Below are 26,464 nucleotides of genomic sequence, written 5' to 3'. Positions count from 1 at the left end.
TTCCCATTATATTTATCTATCTAATTTAAGAAGTTTAGCATTTATTGCTACTATTATTGTACTAAGTGACATAAGAACTGCTCCTACTGCTGGAGAAATCACTATTCCAATACCAGATAGTACTCCCGCTGCAAGTGGTATTGCAAATACATTGTATCCCGTTGCCCATATAAGATTTTGTATCATCTTTTTATAGGTAGATTTACCAAAATCAATGAGAGATACTACATCTCCTGGATTAGAGTTTACAAGTATGATATCTGCCGTTTCAGCTGCAACATCTGTACCAGATCCTATTGCTATACCTACATCAGCTTGGGCTAATGCTGGTGCGTCATTTACTCCATCTCCAGTCATTGCTACCAATCTACCTTCTGATTGTAATTCTTTAATCTTTTCTTGTTTTTGCTCAGGCAATACTTCTGCAAAATATCCATCTAATCCTAATTCTTCAGATACTTGTTTTGCTGTTTTTTGATTATCACCTGTAAGCATCCATGTTTTAATCCCTTCTTCTTTAAGTCTCTTTATTGCATTATATGATTCTTCTCTTATCTTATCGGAAAGTCCTATTGCTGCAATTAATTTATCATCTATAATTAAAAACACATCAGTTGATACACCATGTTCTGGTAGGTCTCTAGGCACTTTAATATTGTTTTCTCTTAAATATCCAGGACTCACTACCATTACATCTTTGCCATCTATGGTTCCTTCCACACCTTTCCCTTGAATAGCCTTAAAATCCTCCATATCTAAAGTAGACAATCCCATTTCCTCTTGCTTTTTTATTATTCCAGTTGCAATTGGATGTTCAGAATTGTTTTCAAGAGTTGCAGCAAATTCTATTATTTTATCTTCAGTATAACTATCATCAAATATTTCTATGAAATTTACTCCAAACTCTCCATGAGTAAGTGTTCCTGTTTTATCAAATATTACAGTATCAACTTTTCTTGAATTTTCAAATTGGGTTCTATTTCTTATGAGCAGACCATTTTTGGCTGATTGTGCTGTAGATGTTGCTACTACTAATGGAGTTGCAAGTCCAAGCGCATGAGGACATGTTATTACCATTACTGTAGCCATCCTTGCTATGGCAAATGCAAAATCTCCAGTTATGTTATACCACACAAAAAGTGTTGCAAATCCTACAGTAAGTGCTATTATAGTTAGCCAAAAAGCCGCTTTGTCTGCTAAATGTTGAGTTTTAGATTTAGACTGTTGTGCTTTTTCAACCATATCTATAACTTTTGATAAATATGAATCTTTTCCAATGTTTTTAACTTCTACTTCTATGGATCCATCCCCATTTATAGATCCTCCTATAAGTTTATCACCTTCACCTTTTTCAATAGGTTTTGATTCTCCTGTTAACATTGATTCATTTATATGACTTGTTCCCTTTACAATAATTCCATCAGCTGGAACCTTTTCTCCTGGCTTTATGAGTATCTTATCTTCAGAACGTAGCTCACTTATGTCCACCTCTATTACCTCTCCATCTTTGAATAAATGAGCTGTGTTTGGCATAAGTTCAGCCAATTTATTTAATGCATCTGATGCACTTAATACGGATCTCATTTCAATCCAATGACCTAAAAGCATAATATCGATAAGTGTTGCAAGTTCCCAAAAGAAATCATTTCCTTCAAGTCCAAATATTGTAGCTGTACTATATAAATATGCTACTGAAATTGCCATAGCTATTAGAGTCATCATACCAGGCTTTTTCTCTTTTAATTCATCTTTGAGTCCTGTTAAAAATGGCCAACCACCATAAAAATATATAAATGTAGCAAGTGCAAATAGCACATAATTACTTCCAGTAAAGGTAATCTCTATGTTTGTCCATTCTTGAATCATAGGTGAAAGAATGAGTATAGGAATTGTAACAATTAGAGATATAAAAAGTCTCCTTTTAAAATCTTCTATCATCATTTCATGATGGTTGTGATGGTCATGACCCCCATGATCGTCCTGATCTTGATGTTCTTCTTCATGATTATGTTTTTCATGATTATGTTTTTCATGATTCTGTTCTTCATTGTTTTCATGTTTATGCTTATTATGATGATCTTTTTTATCCATTGCAAAAACTCCCTTCAATTTCTATTTGTTAATAATATACCCTTTAGTCTAAGATTTATATAAAAAGTTAATTATAATCTTCATTATTTGACATTTATCTTATATATGTGTATAAAAAGCCAAGCTAAGATAATAAAATCTTAGCTTGGCTTTTTACTCCTATTTATTTTACCAACCCATGTAGCTTCTACCTTCAAACACTTTCACATTTCCCTATAAATTTATACTCTAAAAATCTAACTTTCATTTTGTTTCCTAAATCTAACGCCTCATCTATATCATGAGTTACTAGAATACAAGTTCTTTGGGATAATAATATTTATATTGTTCTAAATTTACTAGCTTCAAATACTTATCTATGGTTCTGGTAAAACAGATAAACTTATTTTTCCACTTAAAAATGTAGGTCCCATTTCTGAAGCACTATTTAGATTTGTTTAATTTCTATTCCCTAGTTAATATTCTATTCATCTTTTCATTCTCTATGATTTCTTCAATGGAATTAATTCCGAAGAGTTCTAGTATCTTCATTGCATTGAGATTGTCAAAGGGGGTTAAAATATAGGAGTCTTCTCCAAAATCATTAACATATTTGGTTGCCTTATCCTTATCAATGTTTGTCCTTGGTCCACCCACACAACCACCTACGCAACCCATCCCTTCGATAAAGTTAGCATTCATTTTTTTACCATTCTTAAGATCTTCCAACACTTCCTTGCATTCTTTTACACCGTTAACTTTATTGGGTTTCAACTTAATAACTCTGCTTGGTTCCAACCTATTTACAACTGTTTTAACAGAAAAACTAACACCACCAGTTCGCGCATAAAGTCTTCCACCTAAGGATCCCTGATCCTTTTCATCCCCTTGAAGTCCCTCCAAATCAATCTCTAGAACATCAAATATCTCCTTAAGTTCTCTAAAATTCAACACAAAATCAATCGCACCCACTAAATCAGGGTCCTTTATTTCAGCCTTTTTTGCAATACATGGTGCTATGAACACTACTTTTGCCCCCTTGTATAGTTCTTTAAGAATTCTTCCTGATGCAATCATCGGTGAAACTGAAGGTGACATATATTTATATATTTCCGGATAACTCTTTTTGACCATGTTGAACCATATAGGGCAACAACAACTCGTTAAGAAAAAATCCTCTTCATTTTTCACTAATTGATTGAACTCAAAAGCTTCCTTCATCGTTAAAATATCTGCAAACAAAGCAACCTCAATCACATCTTCGAAGCCAAGTTGTTTTAATGCAGTTCTCAGCTTACCCATGCTGACATTATCTCCAAACTGGCCAATTATTGCTGGAGCCACTGTTGCATAGACAGGTGTTTTCTCATCCTTTAACAGATTAACGACAGGCATAAACTCAATTTTATCAACTAGCGCCCCAAAGTCACATTCCGGAATATGATAACCGCAGTTTATAGCCTCTTTATTTGAAATTATTGAATCATCGTTTCTTATATACATTTCAGTTTCATACTTGCCCACTTCCATGCACTCACAGTGTTCTTTTATACAACGCTCACATGGGCCATCTACTTTGGCAACTACTGGGAGACTGATTCCTTTGGAATCTTTGACAGCATCCAATTCATTATTAAAAGTTTTCTTTCCATTAGGATTTAATCCCATAGCTATTCTAATATGATCTTTTATAAAGGGCATATCCGAATCACTAAAACCATATTTTTCAATATGTGACATGTCACATATTGACGGCTATGTCCCTAGAAATAATATGGGACAAAGTGATATAGAAATGCTGTAAATGCACATACCTTCCATAAACTTCGTCCCATATTTAAAAATAGAATTAAACTAATTTTGATAACTTTTCCATCAAATCACTATCATCATTCCAATCTGAAAGTGTGGATGCAGTAATTTCGGGATATGCTTTTTCAAGGGCGTCTCGCTTTCGCTCTGTATCAATTTTGGCATAAATCTCTGTCGTAGAAATATCAACATGACCTAATATATCTCTAATATAAATCAGATCAATTCCTGCCTGATATAAATGCATTGCCTTTGAATGCCTGAAAATATGTGGGGTAATTTTAAAATCTGAAAGATGTATTGAAGATTCAATAGCACGATTTTCATATTTTTTAATAATATAGGAAATCCCCTTTCTTGTATATGGGGCATGATGGCAATTTATGAATAAGGGTATATTTACATTCTTTGTATCCACATATCCTAAGTCTGATAGATATTGTTTTAATAATAAAACTGTATTTTTCATTATTGGAACATGTCTTGTTTTTTCTCCCTTTCCAGTTAGAGTGATAATTGAAGGTGATTCAAGGCGAATATCTCTAATCTTAAGATTACATAGTTCACTAACCCTCGCTCCTGTATCATATAATACGGTCAATATTACAAGTTCTTTTCTTTCAGATAGAATTGAAGGGTTGGGAAGTGCTAATAAGGATTTCATTTCTTCTGGTGTTAAATATCCAACTACTGTTTTAGGGGTCCTTTTTTGTGGAATAGCAAGTATCTTCTGGCATAAAAATAGATGCTCGGGTGCTTCAATTTGTAAATACCCGAAAAATGAATTTATGGCTGTCCTTCTATGGTTTCTTGAAGTAATACTGCAGCCTCTAGATTTTTCAAGCCAGTCATAATATTCTTTTAGGACTTCTGGTGATATTTTTGAAAGTGTTAATCTTTCAGGTACAATGTTTTTTTCTTCTTTGCAAAAGATTAGGAATAACTTAAATGCATCCCGATAACTTTTGATAGTATTGATACTTGCATTTCTTTGGCCAGACATATATGTTGTTAGAAAGTTGGTTAGATGGTAAGAAAAATCAGAAGCCTTCATATTCTGCACCTCCATAAGATGGTATAATATCCGGATAAGTCTTCTCTAAAGTCTCCCCTATCATTGGATATATTTCAGCTGTAATCTTTAGATAATAGGCTGTGTACCTAAATAATGTATGACCCATATATGCCTTTAAATAAGGATAACAAGTATTTAGATCCCTTCCTTCCAGTACCCAATTTCTAAGGCAATGAACAGCAAAAGTATGCCTAAAATCATGGATTCGTATTTGATGGTTTTTACCACCATGGGAAATTTCTGCATTTCTTAAAAATCTACGAAAGTTACCATAAATATTCATATATTTAATAGGATCATCTGTTTTAGAGGGGAAAAAGTATTTATGATGCTTGTTGCAATGGACTAATTCATAATATTTTTTAATTCTTTCATGAATATCCTTTGACAGGGGAACAAGTCTTTCACCATCATTTTTTGAATCCATAATCTTTAGTATACCACTTTCTAAATCAACATTATCAGTTAATAAATTAGTTGCTTCCGAAACTCTAAGACCACAGGAATATAATAATCTGAAAAATACTGGCATTATTAAATGTCTGTTTGGATTTTGGGGAGTAATATGACAATTATCTGTAACATTAAAGAACCTAATAAGTTCCTCTCTACTGTATATATGGGGTGTATATCCTTTCTCTGGAGGCAAAGTTTTAGTTGGAAATATATAGGCCTTTTCACCCTTGTCACACTGGTATTTTGCCAGATGGCTTATAGGGGTCATATTTAATCGTAAGGTTTTGGGAGTTAGATGTTTATCAACACCTAGCTTATACCATGCCATTACTATATCCTTAGATAAAATATCTTTGTTTTTAAAGTTCTCATAGCAGAAATTATCAAATGATTTTAAAACTATTGAGGGACTATAGTATATATTACCTAGCCCATGTTTCAATTTGATAAAAGCCTCAATATCACTTGCAAATCCACTTATAAATGTGAAGTCATTAAAATTTGCCATCTTGACCTACCTCCAAATTACTAACTTCAAGAGAGCAATCTCTAAGTCGGTTGATATCTACATTTAGATATACTGATGTAGAATCCAATGAAGCATGACCTAATATCCCAGATATATCACTTAAAGATATACTTTCTTCCATAAGAGTAGTTGCCAGGGAATGTCTAAGAGAATGCATACCATTTCTTTTTTTTGCACTTATAGGGAGTTTTGCTCTTATCATATACTTTTCTATGGTCTTAAAAAGATGGTTCCTTTCAGAAAGTTCAGTATAGGGTGGTAGATGTCTTAAAAACAAATAAGGGTTATCTACCTGTGGTCTGGCATTTTGAACATAATCGATAATTGCCCAGCCCACATCTCTTAAAAGGGGTAGTGTAAGAGGTTCGCCGGTTTTTGATTGAATAATAACTATTTGATTTTCCCTCCAGTGTAAATTTTCAAATTTCAATTTTTTGACATCACTACTTCTGAGCCCAAGCCTAGCTACAAGTAAAATCATAGCATAATCTCTTTTTTCATTTGGATTATTTTGATCTATTGCATTTAATAATTGTTCTACTTCATTTTTTGTCCAAAAAGATGGTAACTTTTGATGATAGGTTCCTCTTACACTACCAATATATTTTGATAAATCCTCATTTGTAAAACCCTCTAAATATAGGTATCGTAAAAATAGTCTTACTGAACCTGTCTTGTGTTTAATGGTGGCTTTTTTAAATTCTGCTAGAGTTTCAATGTATTTAAACATTATCTCTGCTGACCACATGTCCATGTCTAAGTATTCATTATCTTCTAAAAACCTCATAAAACCTACAATGTTGCTTAGATATCCTTCAATAGTACGACTAGAATACTCTCCTTCTAGCAGATATTTACCATAAGAATTTAAAATTTCAATATATTGAGGATTAGTCAATTTTGTTAAGGGGGTATAGCATCTTAATGGGATTTCACCGTATTTGTTATAATGATCTAAAATTAAAATCGCTCTTTTAATAAAATTTGTACTGCGTTTCTTAAGGCCCTCTTTACTGATTCTAATTTCAAGATACTCCATTGCAAGCTCGGGACTAAATTCATAAATATTTTGACTTTCAAAATATTTAATCATGCCATTCCAGAAGTATCTGAAATTGTCCCTTGTTAATTTACTGTAACCTGAATCCTCAAGTTCACCTAGAACTTCACCAGTTAATTCATCTAATTTCTTTTTCATAAAAACCTCCAAAATATTTAGTAGCTTTAAAAAGCCCTAGCTATATTTTAAAGGAAATAGATCTATTTATGAAAATAATATGGGAGGTAGTTTATGATAAATTTGTGCATTTACAGCATTTCCATAACTCTTGGTCCCATATTATTTCTAGGGACATAGCCATCTGAAGCTTGACCAGTTATATCACCTTTAATCTTTTCAAGTTCATTCACTGTTAAATCATCATTTAATGTAAGGATAGCTACACCCATAAGTTCTCCCTCAACTATTTCTGTAGAGAATTCATACTTTGAAACCTTTCCATTGACACTATCATGTTCATCATAATATCTCATAAGACCTCTTTCTTTTTCTTCCATCAGATTGTCTCTCTCAATTGCCTCTAGTACTTCATCTAAATAATCAATTACGTCATAGCTTGGTAGTTCCAGTGGTTCATTCAATGTTTCACGATAGCCATATTCATTATCTATATCATAGGTTGTAATTGTAAGGGGCATATATAGTTTTAATGTTTTCTGCTCTTTTACTTTTGGAATCTCCATCCCTAGATTTTCTGATAATAGATTAGAGAGATCTTGATTGTATCCATGATAAACAATGCAACCCTTGTCTGAAAATGCACCAACTTCATTTGCTATTTTCACTTCACCATATCTTTTAAAGTCAATGTATTCCTCTAAATTATTATCATATTCAAAATGCCCTGATTCACAAATCATATATCTCCCATAATCTTCAGCATCTCTTATCCCGTCAAAGAGTTCAAATTCATACATGGAATCCATAAGGGCAAATATATCTTCCATGGTTTGAGGCTTTAGATACTCCATAAGTTTTTTAAGGTAGTTTATATCTTGGCTTACCATCTTTATAAAATGGCTTGCTAAATTGTTTAAGTTAACTATCTTGTTTAATGGTGTTGTTTCTACTGGAAGAATAGTCAATATTCTATCAGGAAAGTTATGACTATCAATTATAACTTCACAATCAAATAGATAAGGAGTTTTTAATCTCATCAGTGCCTTATTAATTTCAATATCAGAACAAGGAAGGTATATAAATTCACTTTCTCCCTCTACTTTTAATTCAACTGTTGCCATAGTTTCTTTCCATTGATATGGCGGAAAGTGATTTCCATCATATACTTGATCTGGTTCGTTTTTATTTTTATATAGGACACCATAAGGAGTTATTGTGGAATTAGGATTGTTCCTTATTACTTCCATTGCATAAGATTCTCCATCAAGTTCATTTAATTCTCTAGTTGATGCAGCCATCTTTTCAGTTAGATATAAATCTTTTCCCACAGATTCTAGATTATTAAAGTCAGTTATAAGACTGTAGCAGTGCATATTAAAACTTAGATTGATTAACTCTGCCATTGTTTTAGGGTTCTCTTCAAAGACAGCAGCATAAAACTTTTCTATTTCCTTTGGACCAAGTCCATCTAGCCTTTTCATTAAATAATTTAGCTCATCTATATTACAGTATTGATTATTAAGTATCCTTAGAAAATCTTTGTCACTGCTATCAGCAATGAAGCAGTTAGGTTCTGTAGTCATTTCTATTCCAAGCTCATCACATATTTCATATAAATTTTCTTCATCACTCGGAAACCATAGAGTCTTAGTCTTTTCATTTACACTACTTGTTCCTTTAATCTTAATATTCACTTTTAATCCCTCCATTCTATTTAGTAATTAAAAATATATCTGCACCATACCTTGTAATTAATGCTGAATTAATAATTGCTTTAAAGGCTATTTCATCAATTAAATCCTCATCAGCTATCTCACTGATTTTAATGTATTCTTTTCCTGTCCATATAGTTTTTGCTGTTTGATACATGGCATAGCCCTCAGTACTAATTTGTTTAAGACATATTTGGCTAAAGTCAAACCCATTTGGCTTTACTGCATGTTCTGAGATTTTCCATAGCATTTCATCAGCAGTTAGGAGAAAAAGGATAGCAATGTATCTTGGAGATATATCATCTATATAAATGTCTTGTTTATTAAGGACATGATAGAATATTTCCTTATGATTATGATTTAAAAATATTTCTCCTTTGAAGTTGCTTGTAAGAAGTTTTAGTCTGTCTTTTAAAAAATGATTTTTTATTTTCCCAAAGCAATCTCTAATTATATGTTTATATTCCACCTTATCCACATTAAGCATGATACTGGGATGAATATATACACAAGTGTCGCATCTATTACTAACATTAGCCACATTGCAATTACAGTCTTTGACACCTCCTTTGCAATTAAAATAATTGTTAATGACTATTCCACTTCTCTTTGGCTGAAAGTTTGGCACCAGCATCATCAGTTGTTCTATTCCTTCCAATGATGTTCCATACATAAATAATTTTGACATTGTTCTCAGTCCTTTCAACTTTATTTTGAAATAAAAAGAGGCGAAGCCTATCGATCATAAGTTGATCGAAGACTTCGCCTCTTTGTGTTTCTATATTTAGGTATGGTTTTTCAGAAAAAAATATTAATCCTTTTACATTACTACCTTTATAATGTGATTTAATACAGAGAAATTATTTCATGGATAATCCCTTATCTATTGCATCCTGAATTATTTTATGACAGCATTAATAACTTGTTCCTCAGTTACCTTACTACAGTAATAGGCTTATTTTTTGATTAGCATCTTTCTTAAACCATATGGGCACTTTAACTTGCTGTTTATTAAATTTGAAATTCGATTTGTATTGTAATAAGTAACATCACATTTCTCAGGCATAAATAAAAAATAATTAGTGTCATCAACCTGCTCAATCAGTTCATCAAGTAAAATATGTTTTACTGCAATATTTTTTACAAGCGTCCCCTGTTTTTTGCATGCTGGGTAAATTATTTACTTCTATTCAAAAGGTGCTTCCATTGAGTCACTACAACGTTTATTTAATAAGATTAGTGCAACAATGAAAATTGTTGCACTAATCTTAGCATTTTATTTCCTAATAACTTGATAAATAAATATTACCCTAGTCCATAAAGTAATTATTGCCCCAATCCAGCTGCCTTTAATATTTCAATATCAATTCCCTTGTTTTTACAACAATCAACTAGTTTGCCATCGATTGCTACAGCAGGGACAGATTGTATTCCATATTTTTTAGCTTTATCTTCGCACTCATTTGTTTCGCACTTTTTATTTAAATCATAAACTACCACTTCGCAGTTAGGGCATGCTAATTCTTTAATTTGCTTTACAGTATTATCACACACATAACAACCTGAAGTAAACACTTCAATTAATCTCTTAGCCATTTTTTCCACCTCCTTTCGATAAAGTTTCAACAATTGGACATTTACAAATAAGATTTCCTAATCCAGGACATTGGGCAGACAAATCTTCTAAAGCAAATTTCATTTTTTCAAGATCATGAATTTTTAATTCAATATCCCTAATTTTTTGAGTAGTAAAATCAAGGATTTCTTTAGAATCAAAGTGCTCTTCATCTTCTGTAATTGTTAGAAGCTTTTCAATTTCATTGAGAGAAAATCCTAATTCTTGAGAACGCTTGATAAATTTAATCCTCTCGACAGTTTCTAAAGGGAATATTCGATAACCTGATTCACTTCTAGGTGGTTCTGAGATTAAACCACGTCTTTCATAATACCTGATGGTTTCAATATTCACATTAGATTTTTTAGCAACTTCACCTATTGATAAACCTTTCATTTATATCACCTTCTAATATCATTATAAGGTCTGTATCTAGGTACAGAGTCAAGGGTTTTATTTTATTATATTTAAAATGATTATTTACCATTTCCCACCTGACATGTTAGCAAATCTTTTAGCTCCAAAATAACCCATTATAAGTGTACTTATGATTATTCCTGAGATACTATATGTTAAATGCATATGAGTGATTTGTGGTGTTAAAACTGCCCTTAATGCTTCATTAACATATAACAAAGGATTTATTAAAACTAGCTTTTGAATAATTGGCGTTGCACTTAATGAATTCCAAGAGAAGAATATAGCTCCTGTGAAAACCAAAGGCATTAAGAAGCCTGGGAACATGGCTGCAATTTGGCTTGGTTTTATTATTGTACCGACCAAAAGACCAAGAGTTGCTGAGCAAATAGCAGCAAGTATCAATATTGGAATAAGCATTAGAATACTTTGAGTGTTTATTGTTATATCTAAAGAACTTGCCATAAATAGTAGGGATACTGGTAATACTATCAACCCACCAATCCATGATTCCAAAATTCCTACAAACATCTTGGCAAATGCCACCACTCTTACATTAACAGGTGCTTGTAAACGATCCTCTATTTCTCTAGACATATTAAAATCCATTGTTAAAGGAACTGCTGTCCCATGGATTCCCGTTACCAAAATACTCATGCCCACCATCCCAGGAAACATCTGATTTGGGAAAGTTGGTGCAACAATTCCAACTCTTGGTAAGATATATCCGTAAAGAAGAATTAATACAAAAGGTAACATGGCTACACGAAAAACAAACTCCCATTTATCCCTTGCTTGAATTACTAAGTCACGTTTGACCATAGCTTTAAATGCTATCCAATTCGAATTATTATTTATCTCATTTGTTTTCATTATGATCTACACTCCCCTTTCCAGTTAAATGTATGAATACATCATCAAGTGTACTTGCACTTAAGCTTATATTTTGTAAAGGTGAATCTAATTTATTCACCCATTCTAAAATCTGATTGAAATCAGGCTTATTATGCTTCATATATAGAAGTAGTACGCCATTTTTAATCGCAGCATTTTTTACTTCGGGTAAGGTCTTAGCCTGTTCAGCAAATTTTGGATCAAGATTGGCTAATTTTATCGAAATAATATTATTGCTAGGAATTAGTGCTTTTAATTCTTCAACCCTTCCTATAGCTTTTAATTCCCCTTTGTCAACAATAGCAATTCGATTGCAAAGTTGCTCTGGCTCTTCCATATAATGAGTTGTAAGGAATATCGTGGTTCCAGCCTTATTTAAAGCTAGCATTTGGTCCCATAATATAGATCTATAACTAGGATCTAGACCAGTTGTTGGTTCATCTAAAAATAATATATCAGGGTTATGCATAATAGCACGAGCTATTTTTAAGCGTTGTGCCATTCCTCCTGAATAACTTCTTACATAATCATTTTGTCGTTCGGTAAGTCCAAATCTATCAAGGTACTCATCAGCTCTTTTATTTGCCGTTTTATCATCTATCCCAAAATATTTAGCATGATATATTAGATTTTCCCTTGCAGTTAATCCTCTATCCAGATTATTATGTTGAGCAACTACGCCTATTTTTCTACGTGCTAGAGCAGGGTCTTCTAAAATTGATTGTTCATCAATAAAGATTTTACCTGATGTGGGTTCTAACTGAGTTGTCACCATACTAATTGTTGTACTTTTACCAGCTCCGTTTGGTCCTAAAAAACCAAAAATTTCTCCTCGTTGGACTTCAAAGCTAATATCACGCACAGCTTTCACTTGTCGTTCCTTTGATATTGGAAATACTTTGTGCAAATTTTCCACTCTAAGAATTACATCTGACATTTCATTGTTCTCCTTTCATTTTGAGTTATTAAAATTACCACTTTTAATGGAATAGTACTATTCCATTGGCTACATCAATAGACTATATCTTGCCCTTGAAATATTTAATCAATCAAGTTATATCATCATCATTATAATGCCTGTACCTAAGTACAGAGTCAAGGGGTAAAAAATACTTTTTTAATGTAATAATGCCTTAGATAGAACTTGAACAGTTTCTAAGTTAGAAGCAAATCCGCCAAAGATAGAAAGCTGACAGTTATCAGTTTTAATTTCACTGCCTTCTTTTCAATAGTTCTTATCAAGCTGTCCAAAAGATTGAATGATGGGTACTAATGATACTTTTTTGAACGACCTGCACTAAGCATCATCATCATCTCAAAGGATCCTATCTTTGGGATTGTACCAATCTCATCTGCATAAATCATGACAATACTGTAGTGAAACTGGCTCTTCCTTTTAACCTTTAAGTCCTGCACCATTTTGAATAACATAAGTTAACCTAAGATTTCGCCTCTTTGTGTTTCTATATTTACTTTTTTACTTATATAAAACAACAGCACCAAGATTTTTGCATCTCAGTGCTGTTGACGTTTTTAATTTAATTCTAAAGATAAAAACTATGCTCATTTTCTACTAATTAAATACAACCTATTAAATAATTTTTTCACTGTCGCAGATAATCAGAGCAAAATCATGTCTTAATGTATCATTAAATATAAACACCTAATCATTTGGTTAGGACAATGCTTGTATCAATTTTTCTTTTGTGTTTTCACAACACAACATAAGAAGAATGAGCCTTATGCTTGCATAGGGTTTTCTTTTATCTCTAAACCTTTTTTTATTGCTTCTTGTATAATTGGACTACAGCATTTACCTAATGGATTATTAGTTTCACATTTACCATTTTTCATTGCACCTGTTAATACTATTATATCCTTCATATTTTTTGCATCTTTATTAACAACTGCATCTATAATTTGATCTTCTGTAACCTTACTGCAGTAGCATGAATATTTAGGATTAGCATCAATTTTAAACCAAATAGGTTCTTTCACATCTTTTTTACCAAATTTATTATCAGATTCTTGACCATAATATACAACAGAGCAAGCTTCGTTCATACATAAATAATAGTCATTATCTCCAACATGTTCTTTAACCCTATCAATTACCATATGCTTAACAGTTATGTTTTTTACAAGTTTACCTTCTTCTCTGCACACAGGGCATAAAGTGTTTTTTTCTACCATACTGGCAGATTCTGTTTTACCCCCACAACAAGATCTGCTTTCAAAATTCAATTCTTCTTTTATTTTCATTGATTATCTTCCTCCTTTACTTATTCAGCACAACAGCTAAGTTTTTTCATATCCTTATCAAAGGATTGTGCAACAAGTTTTATTGCTTCTGACATAGTAGGGTATACGTGTATAGTATTCGATATATCAGTGTTTGTGAGATCAAATTGTATTGCTAAAGTTGCCTCTTGGATAATCTCTGCTGCTAACTCACCCATTGCATGAACCCCCAAAATCTTCTTAGTGTCTTTATCAATAATCATCTTTACAAATCCTTGAGTATTTCTAATTGTAGCTGCTTTTGGAACTAATGCCATATCTAAAGATCTACTATCAACTTTAAATCCTAACTCTATAGCTTCAGTTTCCTTAAGTCCTACAGATGACACCTGGGGACTAGTAAATATTGCATGGGGAACTGCTTTATAGTTAGGCTTTCTTATATTGTTCTGAGTAGCATTTTCACCCGCTACTGAACCTTCATGGGCATTTACTGTAACAAGCATATAGTTTCCTATAACATCACCAGCTGCATAAACATTAGGATTTGAAGTTTGTAGATATTCATTAACTTTTATAAAGCCTTTTTCATCTACTATTACTCCTGCTCTCTCCAGCCCCATGTTATCAGAGTTTGGGGTTCTCCCTGTAGCTATTAATAATTGGTCACCTTCAAAAGTCTGTTTATTCCCTTCTTTTATAACAGTTACATATTTTCTATTATTTTCTTCATACACTTTTTGAAACGAAAGATCTGTTACAATATTTATTCCCTGATTTTTTAGTGCTTTTTCTAAGGACTCAGAAACTTCAGGTTCTTCATTTTTAACTATTCTTCCGCTTCTTTGTAGAATTGTAACCTTTGAACCAAACATAGAAAACATTTGAGCAAACTCAACAGCGATCCAGCCACCACCTATAATAACTAATTTTTCAGGTAACCTATCTAACTCCATAATTTCAATATTGGTTAAGTATTTTACACATTCTAAGCCATCAATTTTAGCAACAGAAGACCTAGAACCAGTTGTAATTATATATTTAGAAGCCTTATATTGTTTTTCATTTACCTGGATGGTATCTTGGTTAATAAATTCAGCCTTGCCTTTAAGTAAGGTGATATTTTTGTCATTTTCATAAATATCGATATATTTTTCTTTTCTTAGCTCTGCAAGCAGATTATCTTTTTGCATAATAATCTCTTTGAAATCTAAACTTACTTGTTTCATATTGATGCCCGCAAAAGGGTTCTCTTTTCCAAAATGATATACTTCTGCTACTCTTAACAAGTTCTTGGTAGGCACACATCCTACATTTAAACATGTTCCTCCAACTACTCCGCTTTCAACAACTGCAACCTTTTTATTAAACTGAGAAGCCTTAATTGCTGCAGCAAACCCTGCCGAGCCACCTCCAATAATAATTAAATCAAAGTCTTTTGCATTTCCACTCATTTTATCCCTCCTTGTTTTCGATATACTTTTCATTTTTTAAAATTTCACAAGTACATATTTTATCTGTATTTCCATCAGCTATAGATTGCCCTAGCTGAACTAGTGCTATTACTCTTTCATCTGAAATAGAGTAATAAACATTCTTTCCATCCCTTAATGCTTTCACATAGTTACACCATCTTAAGCATTGCAATTGCATTGATATAAGACTTTGGGAGCACCCAATGTCCTCTGTCAATTCTCCAACGTTTTTAGGACCATCTAATAAGGATAATATAATTCTATATCTCGTAGGATTTGATAATCCATGAAAGAATTTTGTATATACTTCAATTTGTTCATCAATAGTTTGCATAATTTTACCCCCCTAAATAAACCCAGACATACAATTAGCCCAACTGAAACTATTATCATAGTCCAAGTAATTGTCTAGTATTTTTTGGATCATTATCGTTTCTTGCAATAAAGTAAAATTCATCCTTAATAAGAATAAACATATCAATATATGTTGATATGTTTATTCTACCATAATATGAACATGAGTACAATACAATCTAACAGTATAGATTCTATTAACTACTCATAATTTTCTACTGATGCACATTATATAAAGTTTCCTCCAGCCCATCAGATTATTATTCCATCTTTCCAAACTTGTTTTCCTATTTCTATCCTATCATCACTCAAATTATCCTATGTCATCTATATTTCAGCCTATTTTTAAGGGTCAAAAAACGGTGTTTTTCCACTGTTTTTTGACCCAAATTTTGTTCTCAAACCACTATATGTTGTGGTCAACCTCTATTTTTCTCCCTCCGAACCACAATACGTCATCATTATTATACTCTCAACGTGCCTGGTAAGTGGCAACTCCTCATTTTTCTTGGACAACAGACTATCTTAAATATGCAAAGAAATAACTCAACTTAATTCTATCTGTTTTTAGATTCTTGAGCCCGAGGTTAATAATCTAGCCATCCGAAGGACATGCCCTTGATGGCATAGCTAGAACAATGCTAAAATGCTGTGAATACGACGGTGATATCTATCTGTTTTTGAGTTCTTTCGCCGTCGGTATCTAATTCAGAGCATTGTTTGCTATGCTGTCAAGGGTGGCGTAACTCCTATTCAGAACTCATTTTTTCTAATCGTTAAATTTTTTGTTAAGATTTTTTTGATCTTTGTTTTTCATAGGTTACTTTACACTACCTTGCTTTCTATTAACTTATTCGAATGAAATATTGAATTTAGGTGGGTGTTAAATAATATTCTTTAAAAAATTTATATCTAGTACATATGCAGTTCAAAAAAATATAGGATAACCGTAGTTACCCTATATTTGAGCAGAAAATATTTTTTTATTTAATTATTTCTCCACATGTTATTCATATGCTGATTTTGATTATTATTCATCCAATTATTTTGGTGGTCCTGCCATTGGTTATTATCCATCCAATTATTTTGGTGATTTTGCCATTGATCATTATTATTGTCCATCCAGTCATTTCGATGACTATTAGGCATATTATTTGGATTATTTCGCGGTTCTTGATTTTCTTCTAAATCTGGTTCATTTTTAGGAGCATTAGGCTGCATATCCCATCTATTCATTTGATTATTTCTATTAGGGTATCTAGAATTATTCTCATAGATTTCACACCAGTTATCTGGAGACATCTTTTGCATATCTAAGTTGTAATCTTTCATTATATCAGTAGTTGATTTGTTTCTGATTGTTTGATCTGGTAGATTTATATTATGCTCCTTTGATTTTTCCTGTAGCATATATTTATTTACTGAAAGGTCTTTGTCATGTGCCCTTTTCATAATCTCGGTATTCCCTTTATTCACAATAACATAGCCATCATATTTATTTTTAAACATCTCATCATGAATAGTTGTCATTAACCTTTCTGAATCTATATTTGTTTGATTTTTTTTATCTTGAAGTGGAATTACAGTTGCTATAGCTAAATTTTTTTCTTCGGGATTAAAATAACCTAGATTTACAGCTTTATTTGTTACTAAGTTAACGCCACTGTAAATATCCATGCCTTCTATATTTAAGTCCTTTAATATCCTTGCACCTTGTTCACTCTTAGCTTCAGCTTTGACGATCTTACTTTGCTCATCTAAAGTTAGTTCTATACTACTATTTGTCATATCTAATGCTACAGAAGCATAGGCTGTAGGCGTCATAGAGAAGTTAAATAATCCTAAACTTATAGCGATAATAAGCATGGCAGCTATAGCTGCATATGGTGTAAAGCTTCTATAATTAATGAACTTTTTATTAGGAATTTCTATTACATCTCCAACCATTACCTTATGTTTTGGAAGAGGTGTTCGAATAAACTCCCCATCCTTAGTTATTGCCACTACATGTTTATTATCTATTTTTAAAATTTTTCCTTTTGATGTTTTCATAGTTTTTCACCACCTTCTGCATTTGGAAAGTTAATGAAATTCTTTATCTCTGAATAGTTGTCGTCACTTAATATCAAGGCTAATGCAATAATGTATTTTCTTCCTCTTTCTAATGTCCTGCGACTAAGTCCTGTATATATTTTTAATTCTTTAATAGGTAGCCTCTTACTTTGTTTTAATTTTGATAATAAGATTCGTTCATTTACTATGGATTGAGCTACTTTCATAAGCATGTGCCTAGTATCTCTATGCTTTGGTGATATTTTTACTAAGTCATCTAATGAGATACCATAATCCAAAAGACTTGAGTCAAATATCTCCATAGTTTCGCTTAAACTTTCATTCTCTTGTTTTTTTCTATGCTCATCAAATGCCTGCCTCTTTTCATATTCATTAACCTGATGTTCTTCACCCACTACATTTAAGGATGAATGTTGGAATCTCAATTCACTACGAAAGTAATCAACTAATCTATTATGAATTAACATTCTGGCATAACTAATAAACTTCATTCCTTTTGATTTATCATAAGTATCAATTGCCTCATTAAAAGCAATAAGACTAATGCTTAATTCATCATCATTATCCCAACTAAGATTACGCTTACAAATACTTGAAGCTATAGACTTAATTTCGGGTCGATACTCATGAAATATCTTCTCTCGAGCCAGGAAGTCAGTTTTTGCTTTATCAATTAATATATCTACTGAATTTTTTTCTTCCATGTTACCACTCCTGATCATGCTCCTATTAATATATTCGTATATTTCTCTAATTTTAGGTGGGTCTTTATAAAATTATTTTTATTAGCATTGAATATTCATTAATAACGCTATAATTAATATTCTCAAATACACCTATAACTACTTTGGAAATATTTACTTTAATTATTTTTTCTAAGCAAAGCCATCAACGAAATAGACCTCTGTTTAGAGCTCTATTAATAGTATATAAAATATTCTATATAGATTATTTCACCCTATTTGCTTTGTATTCTATTTATATTATTTATATTCCATTGTAAGTATTATTAAATATCTGCTGATTATTTTTCCGTTTTTTCTTATTTCAAAATGAAGATTTGATCCTGTTGCTAAACCTGAGCTTCCACCTTATTATCAAGTGCAAATACACTTGAAATCATAGCTTTTGGAATTAACAAATCCAGTATTAACTGGATTTACTAATGTATGTGGTTATAATTGATGAACACTAATATTACTCGCTTTACAAGGGGTTTTAATAGTTCCTTTATAAGAAGAAATTTTATTTAAAATATCATCCCAGTCTACAGCTGGTGCTTCACTATTCATAACCGATACCTCCTTAAGTTTTACTATTTGTTATTTTAGCTGAGACTCTTGATGTATTCTAGATAAGAATTTCTTGACGGTTACTGTTACAAAGAGGATACTAAAATGTACAGTAGATAAATAATTGAATGTGGACAAGCAACTTTTTTTACAAAAATCATAATATGGAATTGAGCATTAATTAATGTTAGCCTCGGCTAAGGTATGGTCTTATGTCAATAAAACGGACAACATAAATTTAATATATTCTTGAATCAATCAACTTGCATACCTTTTTTCATAATCATATGGCGAAGCCATCTTGCAATGACTATGAATCCTTGTTGTATTGTAGAAAGCTTCAATATATTCGAAAATAAGCCTCCGTGCATGATTGATATTCTTTATGACGAATCTGTTCAGATACTCTCTTTTTATCAGAGCATGAAATGACTCGATTACAGCATTGTCCCAAGGCGTAGCCTTTTTGGAATAGCTTCTGATGAATTTGCCTGCCGGAGTAGCATCTATATATGCTTTGGAGACATACTGCACTCCTCGGTCGCTGTGAATGAGTATAGGGGTATCTGAATCTCTTGAAGACTTTGCTTTGTTTACAGCTACAAGCACGCTCTCGCTGGAAAGTGAATCCGAAACATTCCATCCTACTATCTTGCGAGAAAACAGATCCATTACTGTTGTAAGATAAACGAATCCATCCAGTGTCCACACATAAGTGATATCCCACTTATCCCGATATCGGTGTTTGTCAAGCGAGTTGTCGCATAAAATTTAATATTGTTGTTATGTTCGATTTCTGAGAAATATAAAACTTGAATATTTTACCATATATTTTTCAAAAAGAGCACCCTTAAAAACATCTATTTCTCAAAAAATTATATTACATCATTTTCAAGAGTCTCTTTGACTTCATCTGTTGGATTTAAAGCTACCGCTTTAGGTACTTCCCACTTTCTTATTCCTTTATTAAATCTTTGGGGATGAAGTCTACGTGCTGATTCATAGAGCTTTTTTCTTTTTCTCATTATTTCTTTATCTTCTCCATTGTGTCTGCTATTCGGTGTCAAAAAATTTATTCCACTATGATAGTGTTTATTGTTGTACCACTCAACAAATGCATAAACCCACTTTCTTGCACCTTCAATAGTTTTAAATCCATCTCCAGGATATCCTGGTCTATATTTTAGAGTTCTAAATCCAGCTTCTAAATAGGGATTATCATTACTTACTCTTGGTCTTGAATAAGAAGATAATACTCCAAGGACCTCAAGCCTTTCTTTTAGTGTATAAGATTTCATAGGGGCTCCATTGTCAGAATGCAGTACTAATGGTTTCCCTTTGATTTTTTCAGATAAGATAGCTCTTTCAACAAGCTGTGAAGCTAACTCTCCAGTTTCTTCTGACCATACTTCCCAGCCAACAATTTTTCTACTATAAATATCTATAATCATATACAGCTTAAGGTAAATTCCTCGAGTGTAAGTATTTAACCATGTAATATCTGTTTTATCCCGATATCGGGATAAGTGGGATAAAACAGGTTTTCTATAAATACCATTGCTACTTTAGTTAAATATTAAGGACACACAAAGCTATTTTCAATATAAAAATTTTACTCGAAAACAAAATATATACCAATAAAAATCAATATAAGACCGATTATTCTATTTAATATTTGATGCCATCGAGCCATCCATCTCGTATTTTCTAATATTCCAGCCAGCCATCCTATAACAAGAAAAGGAAGGCTATGGCCTACTCCAAATATAAAAAGCAAAACAACACTTTGAAAGATAGATTGCTTAACTATAAAATAGGTTATCATTGCTAAAAACATAGGTGTTGTACATGGTATAGCCGTAAAAGCAAATAATGTCCCTAATGAAAAAGCCTTTGTTATAGGATGGTTTAATTGTCTTTGTTTTCTTTTCTTTTGTTTAAAACTAAAATAAACAATCGTAAAAGGTAATAATTTAAGAATATGATATAGCCTTAAACCAAGCATATATAAGCCCATTGATGCAAATATAATTGCTAAAAAATTGTTAAACATGTTTTCATATTCTTTGAACCATTCTATAATCTGCTCCCCGAGGAAAATACTTATTATTCCTAGAATAGTAAATGTAATAATAAAAGAAATCATTATTACTAATGAAGTTGAGAATATAACTTTTTTTTTAGATTTATTTTGAAATACCAGTACGCTGGATGCCATACCAACTCTACAAAGATCAAACCCAGTCAATAATCCAGCAAAGAAACTGATAAACACAGCTATTGAAAAATCTATATTTGATAATTGTTTAAGAAAATCTACTATCCATTCCATTTATTAGCACCCCCAATATTATTCATATTTGAGAATGCTAAATAAAATTCCGAAATTTTCTATATGAATATGCTGCTCTAGTCTTAATATAATTAGATTCTTTTGTGATTTATATGAATATGATAATTTCTATTCAAAAAGCCGTCATTCCATGACATTTCCTATTCAGTAGGCATTTCCACATACAAATATTTCTCTATCAATTATTTTTGAGCACTCCATATTGAGATTGTACCAAATACTGTATTTATCTTTTTATCAACTATTACATTTTTAAAACCTTCTTGTTTAATAAGCTTGATTAGTTCACCCTTTAAATGAAGTTCAGTATTATTAAAGCCATCCAATAACCTTAACATAAAAAATCCAAACTTCAATAGAGGATTTTGAGGCTTATCCCAATCAGCTAGAATTAGTTTTCCATCTTTTTTTAATATCCTATGAATTTCTTTAAATGCCTTTGTTTTATCCTCATTGTTAAGATGGTGAAATAAAAGGCTCGATACAACGACACCAAATGTATTTTCATCAAATGGTAATTCTTGTGCATATGCATCAAATAGACGTATATTTATATTTTTTTTATCTGCTTTCAATTTTGCAATTTCTAAAATCCTCTTATCTGCATCTACTCCAACAATATCACAATTTTCATATCTGCCCTTAATTTTTAACAATAAGGTCCCTGTACCACAACCTACGTCTAAAACTTTACAGGCACCTTTAATTTGTGCAATACTTATTAAGGAGTTTTTAATAGTGTTATCTCTACAGGTAATTCTTACTACATGGTCATATATGCCATCAAGAATTTTAAATTTTAAAGCATGTACTATTTTTTCACTCATTACAATAAATCTCCTATTTAATATTTTTCTATAATATTGCTTATCACTAAATCTAGCTTTTTACTTATTATTAATACTTCATCTATATTTCCTTTGTCTATTGCACTACTTAGCTCGTCTTTTAAAACTTCAAGCTTATCTATAACAATACACTCCTTCCGACTTGTAAAGGCTAGAGAAGGATAGATCTCTATTCTTCACTAAACTTAAAGACTTAACTCATAAGGGTGAAATAAGTTCGTTAAGAAACTATACTTGACTGCAGGTATATATTGCTACTTATTTCCCGTGGGTATTATATGGAAAGTGTTTCATTTTCCGATCATTCTGCACCCATCGGTTTTGGGGAATATAATTGATAAAAGGTTTATAGTAGTTATATAACAGTGTTATAAAATATTCTAATAAAAGGATACAATAATGCCTCCCTTTCCTGCATAGGTTCCCATTGTTGCACCCATATAATTTATTATAATATCCTTTGGTTTGTATCTCTTTATAATCTCATCCCTTAGGATCTCAGCATCCTTAAGGTTATTTATATGAGTGATTCCAAACACGGTATCTGAAAAATCCCTTTTCCTTTCTCCAATTATATCAATAGTCCTCATCAAAAACCTTCTCTTGCCTCGTATTTTCTCGATTATCTCAACCTTTCCTTCAATCCCTTCAAGCAAAACCTTTATATCAAGGATTTTAGCAATTGAACCCTGAAACTTGCTCAGGCGTCCACCCTTAACAATGTTTTCAAGGGTATCAAGTAGAATTAATATATTTGAACGTTTTCTGAGCTCATCAAGGAATTCAACGATTTTATCAATTGGAAGCCCCTGAATAGCAAGCTTTCTGGCCTCTATCAGCTGTAGTCCATGTCCTAATGAACCTGCCAAGGTATCAAAAACTGTCACATCTTGACCTGACATATCTCTTCCAACGCAGGCGGATTGATAGGTACCACTTAGACCTGAAGATATAGTTAGGCAGAGTATAGGCCCTTTGCCTGATAAAGTCTTAAAGAAATCTGCAAAGGCTGCTGGTGAAGGCTGTGAGGTCTTAGGTAGCTCTTTGCCATTACACATCTTCTCATAAAATTCTTGAGGCATTAGGTCTACACCCTCCAAGTATTCCTTTCCATCAATGTTTATAGTTAAAGGGACTACAGAAATATTATATTTATCAAGCAACTCCTTAGGCAAATCAGCTGAGCTGTCTGTTACTAACTGAATCATGCTATCTCCTCCTCGTTTGTAAAATATAGTATAACCCTTTTTTCTCGAATTTTAATTTAAAGTTGTTGCAATATAAGGTTATACTTGCTTGATGAAAAATCACAGCTAGTATAACCCTAATATCTTATCTATAGTTCACTCTTTAGCTTACATGCAGGTGTTATATATTCTTGATTTTCATTACTCTCATTGCATTTATAACCGCAAGAACAGTTACACCAACATCAGCAAATACCGCTTCCCAAAGTGTTGCAATTCCAACAGCTCCTAATGCTAAAAATATTGCTTTCACTCCCAGTGCAAAGATTATATTCTGCCATACTATCTTTCTGGTTCTTTTAGCTATCTTTATACCGCTTACAAGCTTTGAGGGTTCATCTGTCATGATAACGACATCAGCAGCCTCAATTGCTGCATCTGAGCCTAATCCACCCATGGCTACACCAACATCTGCCCTTGCTAGTACTGGAGCATCGTTTATACCGTCTCCGACAAAGATCAATTTTCCTTTTGGAGCTTTTTCTTTATCTAATTCCTCTACCTTCTCAACCTTTTGATGTGGAAGTAATTCTGCATGTACTTGATCCAATCCTAGTTGTTTTCCTACCTTATCTCCAACAACCTTATTGTCACCAGTAAGCATAACAGTTTTTCTTACTCCAATATTCTTTAGTTCCTTTATTGCATGTGCTGAATCTTCCTTTATTTCATCGGATATTACAATATATCCCCGATATTTTTTATCTATGGCAACATGAACAACCGTTCCAAAGGTTTCTACATTTGAATACTCTATATTTTCCTTATTCATTAGCTTTTTGTTACCTGCTAATACCTCATTTCCTTTTACCTTAACCTTTATTCCATGTCCTGATATTTCTTCATAGTCAGCTACCTCATTCTGGTTTACTTCCTTCCCGTATTCCTTTAGTATTGATAATGCAATGGGATGGTTTGAAAAGCTTTCTGCATATGCTGTGTATTCTAAAAGCTGTGCTTTATCCATATCACCTTTGTTTACAATCTCTGTAACCTTAAATACACCCTTAGTCAAAGTACCAGTCTTATCGAAGACTACTGTATCTACATTATTTAAAGCTTCTAGATAATTACTCCCCTTCACTAATACACCACTCTTTGATGCTCCTCCGATTCCTCCAAAGAAGCCAAGGGGTATTGATACTACCAATGCACATGGACAGGATATTACAAGAAATACCAATGCTCTATATATCCATTCTGAGAAAGTTGCTCCTTCAATTACTAGTGGAGGAATTATCGCCAATGCTAAAGCAGCAAATACAACTACTGGTGTATAGTACCTTGCAAACTTTGTTATAAAGTTTTCCGTTGGAGCCTTTTTGCTGCTTGCATTCTGAACAAGGTCTAGTATTTTAGATACTGTGGATTCGCCAAATTCCTTTGTAACTTCTACTGTTAATAATCCATTGGTATTAATAAATCCACCTAAAACCTCATCTCCTACATCAACTTTTCTTGGTACAGACTCTCCAGTTAATGCGGAAGTATCAACCATTGATTTTCCTTCTATAATCTTACCATCTAGTGGAACCTTTTCTCCGGGTTTTACTATAATGATATCTCCAATTTCCACTTCATCTGGTGATACTCTCTGTATGTCTTCTCCAATTTTAAGATTTGCAAAGTCAGGTCGTATATCCATCAATGAAGCAATTGATTTTCTAGAACGATCTACTGCTTTACCTTGGAGATATTCTCCAACCTGGAAGAATAACATAACTGCTACACCCTCTGGTGCTTCATTAATTCCAAATGCACCAATCGTTGCTATACCTACCAAAAAGTTTTCATCAAAAACCTGCCCTCTTATTATATTTCTACCAGCCTTTAAAAGAACTTCACCCCCAGCAAGCAAGTAACTGATTGCATATAAACCTATCTCTATGTTATTAGATAAATCAGATAGAGTAGCTATTCCGAATAATACGGCTGAAATAATCAGCCTCGTGGATTGTCTATTGTACCATTTTTCCCTTATATCCTGTTCTTCTTCAGTTTTTTCCATATTTGAACCCTTTTTCTTTTCTTCTATCACATCTACATCAGGCTCTAGCTTTTTCACTATTGTTGTAACTTCATCTACGATACTATTTAAAATTGTTCTGTCATATACCTCTATGATTAATTTGCTTGAGGCAAAATCTATAAAGGCCTTATCCACACCCTTAATGGCATTAACTTTATCCTCTATCTTAGTAGCACAACTTGAGCATGAAAGCCCTTTAAGAGTTAAAATCTTCTTTTTTCTTTTATTGGATACTTTTTCTTTAACAATTACATGTGGTTCAAGTTTCTTAACTATACTTTTAGCTTCTGAAACAATTTGGTCCATATATGATTCATCTGCTTCAATTGTAAGAATTTGAGTTGAAAAATTTACTGTTGCTTTATTTACACCATTAAGCTCATTTACCTTTGACTCAATCTTCATTGCACAATTAGCACAATCTAAACCTTCTAGAATTAATTCTTTACGATTTAATTTGCTCATTTTTATACCCCCTCGTAGACTAATCCTCTACTCTTTTATTGTTTTGACTTACATGTAGAAACCCTTCTACTAAAATATGTTGTATATGATTATTGGCTAAAGAATAACAAACCATATCACCCTCTTTCCTATACTCTACAACTCTTAGTTTTGCTAATACTTCTAACTCCTCAATTACCTCATCTTGGTTCATTTCAAGTAAGTGGAGCAATTCATGATCAGAGATATTTTTAAGATGAATTATACCCGTAGTTAAAGCACTTTGTATATAATTATAATTCATACGTTGCACAACCATCAAATATATGAATACATATTCATATATTT

General features: G+C 32.3%; 25 protein-coding genes. All 25 read right to left on the bottom strand.

The features are described from left to right. Window positions 1–12: 12 nt before the first annotated feature. Window positions 13–2,091: a copper-translocating P-type ATPase gene (locus JMO20_RS05615; RefSeq protein WP_202708547.1), complete on the bottom strand. Its 2,079-nt coding sequence runs from the start codon at window positions 2,089–2,091 to the stop codon at window positions 13–15. Between the two features lie 444 nt (window positions 2,092–2,535). Further along, window positions 2,536–3,810 carry a [Fe-Fe] hydrogenase large subunit C-terminal domain-containing protein gene (locus JMO20_RS05610; protein WP_202708546.1) on the bottom strand — a complete coding sequence of 425 codons (1,275 nt, stop codon included), beginning with the start codon at window positions 3,808–3,810 and terminating at the stop codon, window positions 2,536–2,538. A 109-nt stretch (window positions 3,811–3,919) separates the two neighbouring features. Further along, window positions 3,920–4,936 (bottom strand): tyrosine-type recombinase/integrase, encoded by a 1,017-nt coding sequence (locus JMO20_RS05605; protein WP_202708545.1) that lies wholly within the window; start codon window positions 4,934–4,936, stop codon window positions 3,920–3,922. Then, the gene (locus JMO20_RS05600) at window positions 4,923–5,921 is read right to left on the bottom strand and encodes a tyrosine-type recombinase/integrase (RefSeq protein ID WP_202708544.1); all 999 of its coding nucleotides are present in this window, start codon (window positions 5,919–5,921) and stop codon (window positions 4,923–4,925) included. Before JMO20_RS05600 ends, JMO20_RS05605 begins: the two co-directional genes overlap by 14 nt. Beyond that, on the bottom strand, window positions 5,908–7,140 hold the full coding sequence (locus tag JMO20_RS05595; protein WP_202708543.1) for a site-specific integrase: 1,233 nt from the start codon (window positions 7,138–7,140) through the stop codon (window positions 5,908–5,910). The genes JMO20_RS05600 and JMO20_RS05595 overlap by 14 nt, the downstream gene beginning before the upstream one ends. 110 nt (window positions 7,141–7,250) lie before the next feature. Further along, complete coding sequence (locus tag JMO20_RS20585; protein ID WP_202708542.1) at window positions 7,251–8,816, bottom strand: antirestriction protein ArdA; 1,566 nt, start codon at window positions 8,814–8,816, stop codon at window positions 7,251–7,253. A 16-nt stretch (window positions 8,817–8,832) separates the two neighbouring features. Beyond that, window positions 8,833–9,522, bottom strand: coding sequence for a hypothetical protein (locus JMO20_RS05585; RefSeq protein WP_202708541.1), 690 nt, complete (start codon window positions 9,520–9,522; stop codon window positions 8,833–8,835). A 267-nt stretch (window positions 9,523–9,789) separates the two neighbouring features. Then, window positions 9,790–10,011 carry a hypothetical protein gene (locus JMO20_RS19965; protein ID WP_481133359.1) on the bottom strand — a complete coding sequence of 74 codons (222 nt, stop codon included), beginning with the start codon at window positions 10,009–10,011 and terminating at the stop codon, window positions 9,790–9,792. Window positions 10,012–10,160: 149 nt separating this feature from the next. After that, on the bottom strand, window positions 10,161–10,430 hold the full coding sequence (locus tag JMO20_RS05575; RefSeq protein ID WP_202708540.1) for a thioredoxin family protein: 270 nt from the start codon (window positions 10,428–10,430) through the stop codon (window positions 10,161–10,163). Beyond that, entirely contained in the window at window positions 10,423–10,845 is a 423-nt protein-coding gene (locus JMO20_RS05570; RefSeq protein ID WP_202708539.1) for a MerR family transcriptional regulator, read from the bottom strand. The genes JMO20_RS05575 and JMO20_RS05570 overlap by 8 nt, the downstream gene beginning before the upstream one ends. Window positions 10,846–10,929: 84 nt before the next feature. After that, entirely contained in the window at window positions 10,930–11,739 is an 810-nt protein-coding gene (locus JMO20_RS05565; RefSeq protein WP_207753443.1) for an ABC transporter permease, read from the bottom strand. Beyond that, window positions 11,726–12,697: an ABC transporter ATP-binding protein gene (locus JMO20_RS05560; RefSeq protein ID WP_202708538.1), complete on the bottom strand. Its 972-nt coding sequence runs from the start codon at window positions 12,695–12,697 to the stop codon at window positions 11,726–11,728. The genes JMO20_RS05565 and JMO20_RS05560 overlap by 14 nt, the downstream gene beginning before the upstream one ends. A gap of 332 nt (window positions 12,698–13,029) precedes the next feature. Further along, window positions 13,030–13,179 (bottom strand): hypothetical protein, encoded by a 150-nt coding sequence (locus tag JMO20_RS20285; RefSeq protein ID WP_202708537.1) that lies wholly within the window; start codon window positions 13,177–13,179, stop codon window positions 13,030–13,032. Window positions 13,180–13,500: 321 nt separating this feature from the next. Then, entirely contained in the window at window positions 13,501–14,022 is a 522-nt protein-coding gene (locus tag JMO20_RS05550) for a Csac_0668 family 2Fe-2S cluster-binding (seleno)protein (RefSeq protein WP_202708536.1), read from the bottom strand. Window positions 14,023–14,042: 20 nt separating this feature from the next. After that, window positions 14,043–15,455, bottom strand: a complete 1,413-nt coding sequence (gene merA, locus JMO20_RS05545; protein WP_202708535.1) for a mercury(II) reductase — start codon at window positions 15,453–15,455, stop codon at window positions 14,043–14,045. 1 nt (window position 15,456) lies between these two features. Next, the gene (locus JMO20_RS05540) at window positions 15,457–15,810 is read right to left on the bottom strand and encodes an ArsR/SmtB family transcription factor (protein ID WP_202708534.1); all 354 of its coding nucleotides are present in this window, start codon (window positions 15,808–15,810) and stop codon (window positions 15,457–15,459) included. 1,007 nt (window positions 15,811–16,817) lie between these two features. Beyond that, entirely contained in the window at window positions 16,818–17,882 is a 1,065-nt protein-coding gene (locus tag JMO20_RS05535; protein ID WP_202708533.1) for an anti-sigma factor domain-containing protein, read from the bottom strand. Next, on the bottom strand, window positions 17,879–18,607 hold the full coding sequence (gene sigI / locus JMO20_RS05530) for an RNA polymerase sigma-I factor (protein WP_202708532.1): 729 nt from the start codon (window positions 18,605–18,607) through the stop codon (window positions 17,879–17,881). The genes JMO20_RS05535 and sigI overlap by 4 nt, the downstream gene beginning before the upstream one ends. A gap of 846 nt (window positions 18,608–19,453) precedes the next feature. Then, complete coding sequence (locus JMO20_RS05525) at window positions 19,454–19,915, bottom strand: IS3 family transposase (RefSeq protein WP_341533990.1); 462 nt, start codon at window positions 19,913–19,915, stop codon at window positions 19,454–19,456. Between the two features lie 155 nt (window positions 19,916–20,070). After that, entirely contained in the window at window positions 20,071–20,694 is a 624-nt protein-coding gene (locus JMO20_RS05520; RefSeq protein ID WP_341533989.1) for a DDE-type integrase/transposase/recombinase, read from the bottom strand. 113 nt (window positions 20,695–20,807) lie between these two features. Further along, window positions 20,808–21,527, bottom strand: coding sequence for a cytochrome c biogenesis CcdA family protein (locus JMO20_RS05515; RefSeq protein WP_202708530.1), 720 nt, complete (start codon window positions 21,525–21,527; stop codon window positions 20,808–20,810). Window positions 21,528–21,730: 203 nt separating this feature from the next. Then, window positions 21,731–22,375 (bottom strand): class I SAM-dependent methyltransferase, encoded by a 645-nt coding sequence (locus JMO20_RS05510; RefSeq protein ID WP_202708529.1) that lies wholly within the window; start codon window positions 22,373–22,375, stop codon window positions 21,731–21,733. Window positions 22,376–22,776: 401 nt separating this feature from the next. Next, the gene (locus JMO20_RS05505) at window positions 22,777–23,604 is read right to left on the bottom strand and encodes a DegV family protein (RefSeq protein WP_202708528.1); all 828 of its coding nucleotides are present in this window, start codon (window positions 23,602–23,604) and stop codon (window positions 22,777–22,779) included. A 160-nt stretch (window positions 23,605–23,764) separates the two neighbouring features. Next, window positions 23,765–26,137: a heavy metal translocating P-type ATPase gene (locus JMO20_RS05500; protein WP_202708527.1), complete on the bottom strand. Its 2,373-nt coding sequence runs from the start codon at window positions 26,135–26,137 to the stop codon at window positions 23,765–23,767. A gap of 19 nt (window positions 26,138–26,156) precedes the next feature. Next, complete coding sequence (locus JMO20_RS05495) at window positions 26,157–26,420, bottom strand: helix-turn-helix domain-containing protein (protein WP_202708526.1); 264 nt, start codon at window positions 26,418–26,420, stop codon at window positions 26,157–26,159. Between the last annotated feature and the right edge of the window lie 44 nt (window positions 26,421–26,464).

This window comes from Sporosalibacterium faouarense (genome assembly GCF_016765695.1).
GTDB lineage: Bacteria > Bacillota > Clostridia > Tissierellales > VENL01 > Sporosalibacterium > Sporosalibacterium faouarense.
Note: the sequence above shows the minus strand (reverse complement) of the source record. Positions and strands in the feature narration are given on the sequence as shown.